14 protein-coding genes are annotated in these 14,907 nt (G+C 66.8%); 7 read left to right on the top strand and 7 right to left on the bottom strand.

The window, feature by feature from the left end; genetic code table 11:
• Nucleotides 1-24: 24 nt before the first annotated feature.
• The 3 genes from ACZK2G_RS20865 to ACZK2G_RS20855 all read right to left on the bottom strand — a co-directional run bounded on the left by ACZK2G_RS20865 (nt 25) and on the right by ACZK2G_RS20855 (nt 3,237).
• Nucleotides 25-1,185, bottom strand: coding sequence for a lytic polysaccharide monooxygenase (locus ACZK2G_RS20865; protein ID WP_478474274.1), 1,161 nt, complete (start codon nt 1,183-1,185; stop codon nt 25-27).
• Nucleotides 1,186-1,345: 160 nt separating this feature from the next.
• Nucleotides 1,346-2,518: a lytic polysaccharide monooxygenase gene (locus tag ACZK2G_RS20860; protein ID WP_478474273.1), complete on the bottom strand. Its 1,173-nt coding sequence runs from the start codon at nt 2,516-2,518 to the stop codon at nt 1,346-1,348.
• A 191-nt stretch (nt 2,519-2,709) separates the two neighbouring features.
• The gene (locus ACZK2G_RS20855; RefSeq protein ID WP_136639227.1) at nt 2,710-3,237 is read right to left on the bottom strand and encodes a DUF1203 domain-containing protein; all 528 of its coding nucleotides are present in this window, start codon (nt 3,235-3,237) and stop codon (nt 2,710-2,712) included.
• Between the two features lie 156 nt (nt 3,238-3,393).
• Here ACZK2G_RS20855 and ACZK2G_RS20850 point away from each other — a divergent pair, with 156 nt between their 5' ends.
• From ACZK2G_RS20850 to ACZK2G_RS20835, 4 genes are all read left to right on the top strand, one after another.
• Entirely contained in the window at nt 3,394-4,596 is a 1,203-nt protein-coding gene (locus ACZK2G_RS20850) for a GGDEF domain-containing protein (RefSeq protein WP_478474272.1), read from the top strand.
• A gap of 68 nt (nt 4,597-4,664) precedes the next feature.
• Nucleotides 4,665-6,191: an alpha/beta fold hydrolase gene (locus ACZK2G_RS20845; protein ID WP_295381102.1), complete on the top strand. Its 1,527-nt coding sequence runs from the start codon at nt 4,665-4,667 to the stop codon at nt 6,189-6,191.
• Nucleotides 6,188-6,934, top strand: coding sequence for an ABC transporter ATP-binding protein (locus ACZK2G_RS20840; RefSeq protein ID WP_136639224.1), 747 nt, complete (start codon nt 6,188-6,190; stop codon nt 6,932-6,934). The genes ACZK2G_RS20845 and ACZK2G_RS20840 overlap by 4 nt, the downstream gene beginning before the upstream one ends.
• A complete protein-coding gene (locus tag ACZK2G_RS20835; RefSeq protein ID WP_136639223.1) occupies nt 6,931-8,115 on the top strand; it encodes an ABC transporter permease in 1,185 nt (394 codons plus the stop codon). The genes ACZK2G_RS20840 and ACZK2G_RS20835 overlap by 4 nt, the downstream gene beginning before the upstream one ends.
• A 72-nt stretch (nt 8,116-8,187) precedes the next feature.
• Here the strand turns inward: ACZK2G_RS20835 and ACZK2G_RS20830 are convergent, their stop codons facing one another.
• Complete coding sequence (locus ACZK2G_RS20830; RefSeq protein ID WP_136639222.1) at nt 8,188-8,616, bottom strand: DUF7832 domain-containing protein; 429 nt, start codon at nt 8,614-8,616, stop codon at nt 8,188-8,190.
• A 67-nt stretch (nt 8,617-8,683) separates the two neighbouring features.
• The gene (locus tag ACZK2G_RS20825) at nt 8,684-9,469 is read right to left on the bottom strand and encodes an AraC family transcriptional regulator (protein ID WP_478474271.1); all 786 of its coding nucleotides are present in this window, start codon (nt 9,467-9,469) and stop codon (nt 8,684-8,686) included.
• A 77-nt stretch (nt 9,470-9,546) separates the two neighbouring features.
• Here ACZK2G_RS20825 and ACZK2G_RS20820 point away from each other — a divergent pair, with 77 nt between their 5' ends.
• Complete coding sequence (locus tag ACZK2G_RS20820) at nt 9,547-9,801, top strand: hypothetical protein (RefSeq protein WP_012512430.1); 255 nt, start codon at nt 9,547-9,549, stop codon at nt 9,799-9,801.
• A 73-nt stretch (nt 9,802-9,874) separates the two neighbouring features.
• Here ACZK2G_RS20820 and ACZK2G_RS20815 read toward each other — a convergent pair whose 3' ends face one another.
• Nucleotides 9,875-10,876 carry an energy transducer TonB gene (locus tag ACZK2G_RS20815; protein ID WP_478474270.1) on the bottom strand — a complete coding sequence of 334 codons (1,002 nt, stop codon included), beginning with the start codon at nt 10,874-10,876 and terminating at the stop codon, nt 9,875-9,877.
• A 200-nt stretch (nt 10,877-11,076) separates the two neighbouring features.
• On the bottom strand, nt 11,077-11,697 hold the full coding sequence (locus tag ACZK2G_RS20810) for a TIGR00645 family protein (RefSeq protein ID WP_136639219.1): 621 nt from the start codon (nt 11,695-11,697) through the stop codon (nt 11,077-11,079).
• Between the two features lie 112 nt (nt 11,698-11,809).
• On the opposite strand from ACZK2G_RS20810, the gene ACZK2G_RS20805 reads away from it, so the two are divergent.
• Both ACZK2G_RS20805 and ACZK2G_RS20800 read left to right on the top strand, forming a co-directional pair.
• Entirely contained in the window at nt 11,810-12,499 is a 690-nt protein-coding gene (locus ACZK2G_RS20805; protein ID WP_136639218.1) for a glutathione binding-like protein, read from the top strand.
• Between the two features lie 161 nt (nt 12,500-12,660).
• The gene (locus tag ACZK2G_RS20800) at nt 12,661-14,886 is read left to right on the top strand and encodes a S9 family peptidase (protein ID WP_253079689.1); all 2,226 of its coding nucleotides are present in this window, start codon (nt 12,661-12,663) and stop codon (nt 14,884-14,886) included.
• The last annotated feature ends 21 nt before the right edge of the window (nt 14,887-14,907 follow it).

Below are 14,907 nucleotides of genomic sequence, written 5' to 3'. Positions count from 1 at the left end.
TCACGCCGCCCCCGGTGCCGTGCCTCAGTACGCGATCCAGGCGTCACGCCAGGCATAGCCGGTGCCCGGGCGGTAGGCATCGGCGTTGATGTTGCACCAGGCGCCTTCCGGGAACGGGCGGCAGGCGTACAGCTTGCCGTCGGTGCCCTTGACCACGGTCTCGCCCGGCTTGTAGCTGCCGATACCGGCCGGATACACGAAGTCGTAGTCGTCACCCGGCGGCGGATCGACCGGACCCGGCAAGCGGGTATCGAGCTGGAACAGGTTGCCCGGCCTCAGATAGACACGGTTCTCGGTGGCCGAGGCGACGGGCGTGATCACGCCATCCTTCATCACGCCCACGCGTGCCTGTTGGGCGCTGCCATTGACCTTGCGGGCCAGCGCCAGCGGCCACTGGTTCGCAGCGGTCTGTCCGGCTGCCAGGGTGATCTCCGGGCGTTCCAGGTCGTTGCCCTGGGCATTGAACACGCGCAGGGTCACGGTGGTGCCAACGTCCAGCGCACCGCGGGCGGTCACCGGACCAGCATCCTGCCACTGCGGCGGCGGGGTCACGCCACCGCCCCCCTCGAAGCGCACGTCCGCGCAGGTGTAGAACGCTTCGCCCGAATCCGAGCGCTGCCAGGTGTTGTAGATGATGTGCTGGCCGCTGCGCTCGGGCAGCGGGCAGTCCAGCTTGTAGACGTCGCCGGAAAGCGGCACGTTGCCCAGCGTGCAGAACTCCTGCAGGTCCGCCCAGCGCAGCGGGCTGCCCGGCTGCCAGCCGTCGCGGGTGACGTAGAACTTCCACTCGCGTGTGGCATGCGGCGCCGGTGCCTTGAACTCGAAGGTGTAACGCCCGCGCGAATCGGCGCGGATCGGCGAGGTCGGCCAGTCACTGCGGTTCAGATCGAGGCCGCGGTACTTGCTGTTGCCGCCGCTGCACAGCTCACCATCTGGAACAACCGCTTGATGGTTGCCGTTGGCGTTGGCCTGGTTGACGCCGGCCCAGTCATAGAACGGCTGTGCGCCACCGATGGCCTTGGCGGCGGCACAGGCCGGGTTGGTCGGGTTCTCGGGGTTGCCCTGGTAACAGGAATAGACGCGGCTGGATGGCTTGGACAGAGTGCCGTGTGCGAAAGCGCCGCCAGATACGGCTACACCCGCGACAACGGATAGCGCGAGGACGGCCCGCTGGGACAAATGCATGGAGAATCTCCTGTGGGTGATGGAACCCCGCGGAGTTTCGACACGCGTTCCCCTGGTCGCTATAGGAATAGTTTGAAAGGGGAAGGTGCGTTTACTTTGCTGAGATGAAGCTCACATTGTTCGGGGAACGGCGTTCTTCCGCCGTTCCCCGAATGACATCTCAGTAGGGCACCCACGCATCGCGCCAGGCGGCACCCGCACCAGGCCGATATGCCTCAGCATTGACGTTGCACCATGCACCTTCCGGGAACGGGCGGCAGGCATACAGCTTGCCATCGCTGCCCTTCACCACGGTCTGGCCAGGCACGTAACTGCCGATGCCGGCGGGGTATACGTGGTCGAAATCACCACCCGGTGACGGCGTCCCCGGGTCCGGCACCTTGGTGTCGAGCTGGAAGCGGTTGCCGTTCTTCAGGTACACGCGGTTGTCGGTGGCCGAGGCGGAGGGCGTGATCACGCCGTTGTTCAGCACGCCCACGCGCGCATGCTGGGCACTGGCATTGACCTTGCGGGCCAGCGCAAACGGCCATTGCGCGGCCGCGGTCTGGCCGCTGGCCAGGATCGCTTCCACGCGTTCGACATCATTGCCGTTGGCATTGAACACGCGCAGCGCCAGGGTGGTGCCGACCGGCAGCTCGCCGCGCGCGGTGACCGGACCGGCGTCCTGCCACTGCGCTGCCGGCGGGGTGCTGCCGCCGCTTCCTTCAAAGCGCACGTCCATGCAGGTGTAGAACGCTTCGGTCGAATCCGAGCGCTGCCAGGTGTTGTAGATCACATGCTGGCCGCTGCGCTGCGGCAGCGTGCACTGCAGCTTGTAGGTGCCATCGGCCGACAGCGGCGTGTTGCCCAGCGTGCAGAACTCCTGCAGGTCGGCCCAGCGCAGAGGGCTGCCCGGCTGCCAGCCGTCGCGGGTGACGAAGAAGCGCCAGTCGCGCGTGGCATGTGGTGCGGTTGCCTTGAACACGAAGGTGAACCTGCCGTTGGCGTCTGCCTGGATCGGAGTGGTCTGCCAGTCGCTGCGGTTCACATCCAGCCCGCGGAAGGTCGGGTTGTTGCCGCTGCACAGCTTGCCGTCGGGCACTACGGCCTGGTGGTTGCCGTTGGCGTTGGCCTGATTGATGCCGTTCCAGTCGTAGAACGCCTGCGAACCACCGACGGCCTTGGCGGCGGCACAGGCCGGGTTGGTCGGGTTCTCCGGATTGCCCTGGAAACAGGCATAGACGCGGCTGATCGGCGTGGTCATCGTGCCATGGGCAAATGCATCGCTGGCTACCAGCAGGCCAGCGGCGGCCAATGAAGTGGCCAGCAACAGCGGTGTGGATCGGAATGACATGGCGCTTCCTTGTGGTCGTCGAAAGAGAGCGGTGACCGCAGGAGCTGCGCTGCACGGCGGACTTTCGGCGGCACCACGGCGAGTATCGAGTCGCGATGCGGGCTGAGGAACCACGGAAGCGCCGATCCGTGACTGTGGGTGTGAAGCCCTTCCCGCCAGCTTCACGTGGGGCTGAACGGATGCGTTGGCGGTCACGCGACAGGCGTGGCATCGATCACGTCGTGGAGATCGTGCTGGCCAATCTCGCGGTCGATCCGATCGGCCTGGCACGAAAAGCAGCCATGTGCCGCGTTGTGCAACTGGACGAAGGCCACCGCTGGGTCGGCGAACAGGGTGTCCAGCTGCGTGGCGACGTCGGTGCCGGCGCAGACCTGCGCAGCCAGCATCAGCGCAGCGTGGTCATAGGCGCGCAGCGAGATCATCCGCCGTTGCACATAGGGAGGCACCTCGCCCGCTGGCAGCACGCAACGGGTCACCCCGCGCTGCACGAAGATCGGGCCGGAGGCGTGATAGGGAGAGTGCAGGGGCAGATGGACATGCGACAACAGCAGCAGTTCGCTGCCACTGGGTGGATCGCTCAGGCTGATCCGGCAGGGATGGCCGCCGCTCTCGCCGGCCCAGCGACGCTGGATGCCCAGCGCGGCGAGTTCGCGCTCACTTTTCTCGAACAGGTGCTGGAAGGGGCGGTGGTCGAGGCCACCGAGGTACCAGGTGTGCACGGACGTCTCCTTGGATTTCCTGCGGAGTCTGCGCATGCGTCGCCAGTCCTGCTCGCCGTTTTCCGACCCCGCATCACCCCCGGACCGGACAACGCCAATGGGGACTGCACCACAAGGCGCTAAGATGCGCGCGCCGCCCCGGTCGACGAGCGCCGCATGTCCCTGGATTTCCCCACCATCACCGTGCTTGGCTTCCTGCTCTGCATCGGCATTGCGGTGGGGTTCTCGTTGCTGCTGGTCGTGCTGCGCGGGCAACCGGTGCTGCGCCAGTGGACCATCAGCCTGTGGCTGCTGACCGTGGGCGTGACCCTGCTGGCCTTGCGGCCGTACCTGCCGCTGGCCCCGGCCGTGCTGGCCGGCAATGCGGCGATGGCCGGTTGTGGCCTGATGATGCTGCGCGGCGTGGCACTGCACCTGGAGCAGCCGTTGCCGTTGTGGCGGCCGCTGCTGATCGCGGCCGCGTTCATGGCAGGCATCTTCGCCTTCCTGGTGCTCTGGCCGAACCTGCACCTGCGCCTGCAGGTGTTCAGTGTATTCGCGCTGATCGTCGATGGCTGGATCGCATGGCTGCTGCTGCGACATGCACCGGCGCAGCAGCGCACCAGCTGCCGGCTCGCGGCGGCGGTGTTCCTGGCCGAGGCTGCGCTGTACGCCGTGCGCTTGTTCCTGCCGGTGGCACCCGATGCCGGCGAGGACATCATGCGTACCGGCTCGCCGATGTTCGTTACCTACATCGCCGGCGTGATGCTGGAACTGGCGCGCTGTTTCGCGATGGTGCTGCTGCTGGTCGAACGCATGCTGGTCGATCTGCGGCATGCGGCACGCACTGATGGCCTGACCGGCCTGCTCAACCGTAGCGCGCTGCTGGCCGACGGCCAGGCACAGCTGCAGCTGATGCGCCGGCAGCAACGGCCGCTGGCCCTGCTGCTGGTCGACGTCGACCACTTCAAACGGATCAATGATCGCTGGGGCCACCTGGCCGGTGACCAGGTACTACGTCACTTTGCTTCGGTGCTGCAGCACAGCACGCAGGGGCGGACACACCTGTTGGGTCGCTATGGGGGCGAGGAATTCGTGCTGGCCCTGGCCGACGGTACGTCGAGCGACGCAGTGGCGTTGGCAGCGCTGATCCGCACCCGCCTGCAGCAGTACCCTGCATTGCTGGCCGGTGGGCCGGTGACGGTCACCGCCAGCATCGGCCTGGCCATGGACGAGGGCCAAGGTGAACTGTCGACGCTGCTGGCAGCGGCTGACGCCGCGTTGTACCGGGCCAAAGCCGAGGGCCGCGATCGCCTGGTCTGCGCCGTTCCGGCGCCGATTTCGGCCTTGCCCATCGCCGACGACGCCGTGCCCGTGTAAGTTGAGTCACATCTTCCGCGGCAGCCCGTCGTGGTTGCCAGGAACGTCCTCCAGGGGAAACGAGCACGATGCAAAGACACCACCTCGCGTTGGCCGCAGCGTTGGCCAGCCTGATGCTTGCCGGTTGCAGCCAGTTACCGTCACCCGGCGCCGAAGGCGCCAGCGATGCACCAAGCCGCCGCTTCGGCACGATCGATTTCCAGCCCTGTACGCTGTCCACCGAAGGTGCCAGCGCCAACGTCGAGGCGCAGTGCGCCACCCTGCAGGTGCCGGAGAACCGTGCACAGCCCGATGGCCGACGCATCGGCCTGCGCATCGCCTGGCTGGAATCGGGCAGCAGCGGCTCCAGCCAGCCCGACCCGGTGTTCTTCCTGGCCGGTGGCCCCGGCCAGGCGGCCAGCGAAGTGGCCGTCATCGTCGATACCGCGCTGCGCCAGGTGCGCAAACAGCGTGACGTGTTCCTGATCGACCAGCGCGGCACCGGCGGCTCCAATCCGCTCAGCTGCCACGGCACGGACGGCAAGGAACTGCAGATGGACGAGGACGCCGCCCCCACAGAGGCGTCGCTGCGCGACTACGCACAGCGCTGCGCGGCCTCGCTGCAGGGGCGTGCCGATGCACGCTTCTACACCACCACCGAGGCCATCGCCGACCTGGACGCCGTGCGCCAGGCCTTGGGCGTGGACCGGATCAACCTGGTTGGCGGCTCCTACGGGACCCGCGTGGCCCAGCGCTATGCCGGCGCTTACCCGCAGCACACCCGCAGCATCGTCATCGATGGCGTAGTGCCCAATGAACTGGTGGTGGGTGGCGACTTCGCCACAACGTTCGAGGATGCGATCGCCCTGCAGTCGGCGCAGTGCCGCAAGGATGCCGCCTGCAGCAAGCGCTTCCCGACCGACACCCGCGCGCAGCTGCGCAGCGTGGTCGAGACACTGCGCCGTGCCCCGGTTTCGGTCGAGTACCGCGATCCTGGCACCTATCAGACCCGCAAGGATGTGCTGAATCCGGACAGCGTGGTGGGTCTGGCCTTCGCTTTCTCCTACGTTCCGCAGTACGCCTCGCTGTTGCCGCTGGTGCTCGATGAGGCCGCGCAGGGACGCTACGCGCCCCTGGCCTCGCTCGCGCGTGGTGCGAACCGCAGCATGGATTTCCAGATCAACCGCGGCATGCAGTGGTCGGTGATCTGCAGCGAGGACGCGCCGCGCTACAGGGCGCCTGCCGAGGACCCGGAGCGACTGTTCGGAAACGAGGTGGCCAGCGCGTTCTTCGCCGCGTGCCCGGTATGGCCGCACCAGCCGGCGCCAGCCGCCAATGCCGTGCCGCTGCGCAGCGAGGTACCCGCGCTGCTGCTGTCCGGTGAACTGGATCCGGTGACACCCCCGCGCTACGCCGAGCAGGTACTCAAGGGCCTGCCGAATGGCCGTGCACTGGTCGCCCGTGGCCAGGGCCACGGCACGCTGAGTGCCGGCTGCATGCCGCGCCTGCTCGGCCAGTTCATCGACAGGACCGATGCCAAGGCGCTGGATGCCGGCTGCCTGGACACGCTGAGCTACGTGCCGGCGTTCACCTCGTTCAACGGATGGGAACCATGATCGTCGCCGACAACCTGCACAAGGCTTTCGACACCCGTACCGGGCGCATCCAGGCGGTCGCCAACGTCGGCTTCCGTGCCGAGGATGGCCGCATCACCGGCCTGCTCGGCCCCAATGGTGCCGGCAAGACCACCACCATGCGCATGCTGTACACACTGATGACTCCGGATCAGGGCAGCATCAGCGTCGATGGCATCGACGCGGCGCGCAATCCGGTGGAAGTACGCCGCCACCTTGGCGTCCTGCCCGATGCGCGCGGTGTCTACAAGCGCCTGACCGCGCGCGAGAACATCGCCTACTTCGGCGAGCTGCATGGCCTGTCGGCCGAGCGCATCCGCGAACGCATCGAAGTGCTGTCGCATGCCTTGGACATGGGTGACATCCTCGATCGCCAGACCGATGGCTTCTCGCAGGGCCAGCGCACCAAGACCGCGATCGCCCGCGCGCTGGTGCACGACCCGCGCAACGTCATTCTTGATGAACCCACCAACGGCCTGGACGTGATGACCACGCGCGCGCTGCGCCGTTTCCTGCTGGGCCTGCGCGAAGAGGGCCGTTGCGTGATCCTGTCCAGCCACATCATGCAGGAGGTGGGCGCACTGTGTGACCACATCGTGATCATCGCCAAGGGCACGGTGATGGCGGACGGCAGCGCCGATGAACTGCGCGCGCAGGCCGGCGAACCCAACCTGGAAGACGCGTTCGTGAAACTGATCGGCAGCGAAGAGGGCCTGCACGCATGAGCATGATGTCGACCCTGATGACGGTAATGCGCAAGGAACTGCGCGATCTTTCCCGTGATCGCCGCACGCTGCTGCTGACCCTGCTGTTCGGGCCGCTGCTGTACCCGGTGCTGCTGCTGGGCATGGGCAAGCTGGCCGAGAGCCGGGTACGCACCCAGATCGAACAGCCGCTGCAGATTCCAACCATCGGTGCGGAGAATGCACCGAACCTGGTGCGCTTCCTCGCCGCACAGGGGCTCAATACCGCACCGGCGCCGAAGGACCTGGCCGAGGCCATCCGCAGCCAGGACATCGACGTGGCGCTGCGCATCAGCGATGACTTCGGCAAGGACTGGGCCGACGGCAAGCCGGCGCTGGTGGAAGTGATCAAGGACAGTACCCGCCGTGCTGCTGAGGTACCCAGTGCGCGGCTGGAAGCGGCGCTGGCCACCTACAACGGCCAGGTCGGTGCGCTGCGGTTGATGGCGCGTGGCGTTGACGCGCAGGTGGCGCGGCCGCTGGATGTGGCACGCCAGGACCTGGCCAGTGCCGAGGCCAAGCGCGGCATGATCCTCTCGATGCTGCTGCCGGTGCTGCTCACGCTGACCTCGTTCATCGGCGGCGCCTATCTGGTGATGGATGCCACCGCCGGCGAGCGCGAGCGGCAGTCACTGGAACCGCTGCTGGCCACGCCCGGCTCGCGCAGCGCGATCGTCAGCGGCAAGATCGCGGCTGCCTGCGTGGTCGGCTTTGTGTCACTGCTGCTGACCCTGGTGGCGTTCAAGGTGAGCGCACAGATCGCGCCCGGCAACATCGGCCGCCAGTTCAACATGAACGTCGCTTCGATGCTGCAGATGCTGCTGGTGATGCTGCCGATGCTGATGATCGGTACCTCGCTGCTGACCTTCCTGTCGGCGGCGGCCAAGAGCATGAAGGAAGCGCAGAGCCACATGACCTGGCTGATGCTGCTGCCGATGATGCCCGGTTACGCACTGGTGGCGTACCCGCTGAAGAGCGAGCTGTGGCAGTACGCCGTGCCGTTCCTGTCGCAGAACCAGATGCTGCTGAAGGTGATCCGCCACGAGACGATCACGCCGGCGGTGTGGGCGATCTACCTGGGCGCCAGCCTTGGCCTGGCCGCGGTGCTGTGGTTCGCTGCCGTGCGTCGCTACCACAACGAGCGTCTGGCCATCTCGGGCTGACCCCCACTGGTAGCGCCGGGCCATGCCCGGCGGATTTGGAACGAGGCCCGGTCATTCCGGGCCTCGTTGTTTTCAGGATTGCGTTGCCTGCCAAGCGGCGAAGCGTTGGGCGATCACCGGTGCCAATCGATCAAAGTTCTCCCAGGTATCAGCGACGTGGTACAGCGAAAGGACGTCGGCCCCCAGCTGTTCCTCATAGTCTTCGAGATACTGGCCATTCTCGAGGTCGTAATACACAGCAGTGAACGTGTTGGCTTCATCACTGATCAGGTCATCGACGAATTTGCCGTCGCTGCATCGAAGCAGGAACAGGCCGGGCGTCGTACTACGTTCCCGCAGCGCCTGCAGGTCTTCTTCTGCGTCCTCGGCGAGCTCTTCGCTTGCCATGCCCTGTGACAGCAGCCATGCCAGGTACATGCCGATGTGGGTGGCGCTGGCTTCGGCCGGAAGATCCGAAGGGAAGTCACCCCCGGAATGCCAGCTGGCGTCGTCGTACTTCATCTGTTCTCCTCCTGAATTTGGAAAACAGCTTAGGTCGCGAGTACAGACAGCGGGAGCGTTGAATGCGTCATCCGCCGGCATACCGCGAAGGCGTCACCCCCATCTCGCGCTTGAACACGGCGATGAAGGCGCTGGGTGTGTCGTAGCCCATCGACAGCGCGACGCTGATCACCGGTTCTCCCGCCAGCAGGCGTGGCAGTGCCAGCAGCACCCGCAGGCGTTGCCGCCATTGGCTCAGCGTCATGTGGGTCTCGGCCAGCCAATGGCGCGCCAGACTGCGGCTGGACAGTCCAATCGCGGCCGCCCAGTCCTCGACGCTGCGAAGGTCGTCCGGTGAACGTGCAAGTGCGGCAGCGATCCGGCGCAGGCGACGGTCGCGCGGTTGCGGCAGGGCCAGCGGCAATGGCGAGCTGGCGGCGATCTCATCGGCGATCACCCCGGCCAGTCGCGCCTGTGTGGCATCCAGCGGAACATGCGGCCACTGCAACGCCCGGATCACTGCGGCCTGCAGCAGCGGCACTGGCTGGAAGATGCGAGGAGCTGCAGGCAGGTCGGCACAGGCCTGCGCGCTGAAGTACAGGCTCCAGCCGTCGAACGCACTGGTGCTGGCCAGTGCGTGGGGCAGCGAAGGCGGTATCCAGGCGACATGACCCGCCGGCAGCAGCCAGTGCAGGTCGCCGACCTCGATCCGCAGCAGGCCCTGATGTGCACCCAGCAGCTGCCCGCGGGCGTGCTGGTGGCGTGCCGTGCGGCGCGGACCCGGCAGGTGCAGCTGCGCCGCCAGCAACACCGGGCCGCCGGCGGCATCGGCCAGCGCCGGGTCAATCAATGCGGAGGATGTCTGTTCTGCCATATCGTGTGGCAGTTATACGGCAGAACAGTCGAACGGCAAGCCTGACACTGGGCTCCCCTCAATGGAGCACCCACACCATGCAGCCACAGGACATCCTCCCCGATCACCAGAACGACGTGCAGGTGAACGGCCTCACTGTGCGCAAGGGCAGTGTTGGCGCCTTTCTTGCCAGCGTCCGCGACTGGCAGGACCCGGCCAGTGATCCTACCCTTCGCACCACTGCCGAGGCCGACCTGCGCGCACTGTTGCCGGGCCTGCACGCACTGGGCCTGTTCCAGGTGCTGGCTGCGCGTGATCCGGCGCTGCAACGCCTGATCGACAGCGTCTGCTGAAACGGACAAGGCCCGGAACGCTCCGGGCCCTGTGGGCAACAACTGCCGCCGGGCGTGGCCCGGCGTTACCCGCTCAGCCGCCCGGTGCGAACACCAGCGTGCGGCGGGTGGTGACCGGTGCGCTGACCGGTTCGAAACGCCAACGCTTCACTGCGTTCATCGCTTCCCGGTCGAAGACGCGCGACGGCGTTGCGCGCAGCACGCGGGCATTGATCACTGATCCGTCGGTGCCGACGGTGATTTCCACCAGCACTTCGCCGGAGGTACCGGCGCGCAGTGCCTCGGCCGGATAGCGCGGTGCCGGCGTACTGACCGGGCGCAGGCTCGGTGCCGCCGCTGCCGTGGCCTGGCGTGCGGCACTGGCCTGCTGGGCGGCCGCCTGCTGCTGCTTCTGCTCGGCCTCGCGGCGGGCGGTGGCCTGGCGATCGGCTTCCTGACGCTCGCTGTCGCGGCGCGCGGCGTCCTGTTGCGCGGCGATCTGCTTGGCCGCATCGGCCTCCTTGGCGCGCTGCTCGGTCAGGCGCTGCTGTTCGGCCTGCTGCTTGGTCCGGTCTTCGGCGTCCTTCTTCGCCTTTTCAGCTTCGGTCTCGGTGCGCTTGGCCGCGTTCTCCACGCCCTTGGCCAGGCCTTCCTTCAGGCGCGGCAGGGCGGGGGCGGAGGCGTCCACCTTTTCGATCAGCGCTACCAGGCGCTGCGCCTCGGGGTAGTCCTCACGGCCCAGGTGCTGCTCGGCGGCGATCAGGGTGTAGGGCAGCAGATCGGTCAGCGCGCTCTTCACCGAAGCGTCGTCCGGCGTCTTGTCGCGCAGCGCCAGGTAGTACTCGATGGCGTTGTCGCCGGCCGGCGCATACATGCGGTTCTCACGCAGCGCCTGGCTGGCCGATTCGCGCAGCTGTTCGGTGCCCATCGACTGCACCTTGGCGGCGACCACCGGTGCTGTTGATGCAGCCGCGGCGGGCGTAGTGGCGGGTGCGGGTGCCGGGGTTTCTTCCTTGCCCGAGCAGGCGGCCAGCGCCAGTGCCAGGGCAACCGGCAGCCACCGGCGCGCGGCGGTGATCGTTGAGACGTGCGACATCCTGCTCCCCTCTAGAAGACGACGTGACGTAAATCATTGATATGCATGGCCGGGACCAGCGGTCCGGGCGCGGCAGGGTGACGTTTCCCGACGCCACCGCCGGCAACGGCGAGGGAGCAATCTAGCATCCCGGCCACCGCCGCGTACAAGGGCGATGGCCGGAACAGGGCAGCGGCAATGCGCCGCTGGTGGTCGCTACATCAGTGGTCGTGCGCCTTGTCGTGCGCCTTGCTGTGGCTGTTGGACATCAGCTTGTCGGTCCAGGCGATGCCGATCGCCGACAGGATGAACACGCAGTGGATGATGGTCTGCCACAGCACGCCTTCCTGGGTCAGCATCGAGCAGCGGGCGACACCGATGTTGGCCGCGGCCACGCTCATCTGCTCCGGGGTGCACAGCGGAATGCCACCCAGCGCACCACTGGCGATGAAGGTCTTCAACAGGTGGATCGAGGAGATGCCGATGATCGCCATCGCCAGCTTCACCTTCAGCACGCTGGCGTTGACGTGGCTCAGCCATTCCGGCTGGTCCGGGTGGCCTTCCAGGCGCAGGCGCGAGACGAAGGTCTCGTAGCCGCCGACGATCACCATCACCAGCAGGTTGGAGATCATCACCACGTCGATCAGGCCCAGCACGATCAGCATGATCTGCTGTTCACCCATCGAGGCCGAATGCGAGATCAGGTGCCACAGTTCCTTGCCGAACAGGAACACATAGACGCACTGCGCCACGATCAGGCCCAGGTACAGCGGCAGCTGCAGCCAGCGCGAGGCGAAGATCAGCGTGGACAGCGGGGAGAGCGGCGGGCGGTTTGCACTCATGCGGAGGATGCTGCGTTGCGGGGGAGTGGCGAGGTTACCGACCTGCCGTGACGGTGCCAACCCAACTCACGCACTAGACTTCAGGTTCCTTTCCGCACCCCGAGCCGCCGCCATGATCGACCTGTATTACTGGCCCACCCCGAACGGCCACAAAGTGACCCTGCTGCTGGAAGAAGCCGGCCTGGAGTACCGCATCCACCCGGTCAACATCGGCTCGGGCGACCAGTTCAAGCCGGAGTTCCTGGCCATCTCGCCCAACAACAAGATGCCGGCCATCGTCGACCATGCCCCGGCCGACGGCGGCGCCCCGCAGAGCGTGTTCGAGTCCGGCGCGATCCTGCTGTATCTGGCCGAGAAGACCGGTCAGTTCCTGCCCAGCGACCCGCGCGGCCGCGTCACCACCCTGGAGTGGCTGTTCTGGCAGATGGCCGGCCTGGGCCCGATGAGCGGCCAGATGGGCCACTTCAATGTGTACGCGCCGGAAAAGATCCCCTACGCGATCGAGCGCTACGACAACGAAGTACGCCGCCTGCACGGGGTGATGGACAAGCGCCTGGCCCAGCACGCCTTCCTGGCCGGCGATGACTACACCATTGCCGACATGGCCAGCTACCCGTGGATCGGTGCCTACGACAAGCTGCCGGTGGATTTCGCCGCGTTCCCGAACCTGAAGCGCTGGCATGAAACGATTGCTGCGCGCCCGGCCACCCAGCGCGCCTATGCCCTGCGTGAGCAGGTGAACCCGAACGCGGGCAAGCCGCTGAGCGACGAAGAGCGCAAGCACCTGTTCGGCCAGCGCTGACCCGCCGCGGGGGCGGATCCCTTTGCAGCGCAAAGGGCTCTGACCCCAGCACCGCGGCATGGGCAGAAGGTCATGCTGCCTTCCCGCACGGGCTTGGTTAGGATGGGGGACGACCGCCCCGCACCCACCGGGGGCGGACCTGCCGTTTGCCGGGATCCTCCATGCGCCACCTGTTCGCTTCGCTCGCCCTCATGCTCGCCACCAGTACTGCCGCCCACGCCGAAAAGCTGACCCTGGAAGCCATCACCGGCCCGCTGCCGTTGTCCGGCCCGACCCTGATGAAGCCGAAGGTCGCTCCCGACGGTTCGCAGGTCAGTTTCCTGCGCGGCAAGGACAGCGACCGCAACCAACTGGACCTGTGGACCTACGACATCAGCAGCGGCCAGACCCGCCTGCTGGTGGATTCGAAGGTGGTGCTGCCCGGCACCGAGACCCTCAGCGATGAGGAGAAGGCCCGCCGCGAGCGCCAGCGCATCGCCGCGATGACCGGCATCGTCGATTACCAGTGGTCGCCCGACGCGCAGCGCCTGCTGTTCCCGCTCGGCGGCGAGCTGTACCTGTATGACCTCAAGCAGCAGGGCCAGGCGGCGGTGCGTCAGCTGACCCATGGTGAAGGTTTCGCCACCGACGCCAAGCTGTCGCCCAAGGGCGGTTTCGTCAGCTTCATCCGTGGCCGCAACCTGTGGGTGATCGATCTGGCCAGCGGCAAGCAGCTGCAGCTGACCCGTGATGGCAGCGCCATCATCGGCAACGGCGTCGCCGAGTTCGTCGCTGACGAGGAGATGGACCGCCACACCGGTTACTGGTGGGCGCCGGATGATTCGGCGATTGCCTTTGCCCGCATCGATGAATCGCCGGTGCCGGTGCAGAAGCGCTACGAGGTCTATGCCGACCGCACCGATGTGATCGAGCAGCGTTACCCGGCCGCTGGCGACGCCAACGTGCGCGTGCAGCTGGGCGTGATCGCGCCGGCCGCCGATGCGCAGCCGCGCTGGGTCGACCTCGGCAAGGAACAGGACATCTACCTGGCCCGCGTCGATTGGCGCGATGCGCAGCACCTGAGCTTCCAACGCCAGTCACGCGACCAGAGGCAGCTGGACCTGGTGGAAGTGGCACTCGAGTCCAACCGCCAGCGCGTGCTCGCCCACGAAACCAGCCCGACCTGGGTGCCGCTGCACAACAGCCTGCGTTTCCTCGACGACGGGAGCGTGCTGTGGTCGTCCGAGCGCACCGGTTTCCAGCACCTGTACCGCATCGACAGCAAGGGCAAGGCCACCGCGCTGACCCACGGCAACTGGCCGGTAGACGAACTGCTGGCGGTCGATGAGAAGGCCGGCAAGGCCTACTTCCGCGCCGGCATCGAGACCTCGCGCGAAAGCCAGATCTACGCGGTGTCGCTGCAGGGCGGCGAGCCGCAGCGCCTGTCCAGGGCACCGGGCATGCACAGCGCCAGCTTCGCCCGCAACGCCAGCGTCTATGTCGACAGCTGGTCCAACAGCACCACGCCGCCGCAGATCGAGCTGTTCCGCGCCAACGGCGAGAAGATCGCCACCCTGCTCGAGAACGACCTGGCCGATCCCAAGCATCCGTATGCGCGTTACCGCGATGCGCAGCGCCCGATCGAGTTCGGCACGTTGATGGCTGCCGACGGCAAGACCCCGCTCAACTACAGCCTGATCAAGCCAGCCGGCTTCGATCCATCCAAGCGCTACCCGGTGGCGGTATACGTATATGGCGGCCCGGCCAGCCAGACCGTGACCGACAGCTGGCCCGGCCGTGGTGATCACCTGTTCAACCAGTACCTGGCCCAGCAGGGTTACGTGGTGTTCTCGCTGGACAACCGTGGCACCCCGCGACGTGGCCGTGACTTCGGTGGTGCGCTGTATGGCAAGCAGGGCACGGTGGAAGTGACCGACCAGCTGCGTGGCGTGACCTGGCTCAAGCAGCAACCATGGGTGGACCCGGCGCGCATCGGCGTGCAGGGCTGGTCCAACGGTGGCTACATGACCCTGATGCTGCTGGCCAAGGCCTCGAACCAGTACGCCTGTGGCGTGGCCGGTGCGCCGGTGACCGACTGGGGCCTGTACGACAGCCACTACACCGAACGCTACATGGACCTGCCGGCGCGCAACGAAGCGGGTTACCGCGAAGCGCGCGTGCTGACCCATATCGACGGCCTGCGCTCGCCGCTGCTGCTGATCCACGGCATGGCCGATGACAACGTGCTGTTCACCAACTCGACCAGCCTGATGAGTGCGCTGCAGAAGCGTGCACAGCCGTTCGAACTGATGACCTATCCGGGTGCCAAGCACGGCCTGTCCGGTGCCGATGCGTTGCATCGCTACCGCGTCGCCGAAGCCTTCCTGGGACGTTGCCTGAAACCCTGATCACCAGCCGGGAAGGAGCCC

The organism is Stenotrophomonas sp. 107298_Sma, assembly GCF_056480345.1.
The sequence above is the reverse complement of the archived record's forward strand: the minus strand, read 5'-3'. Positions and strand labels throughout refer to the sequence as shown.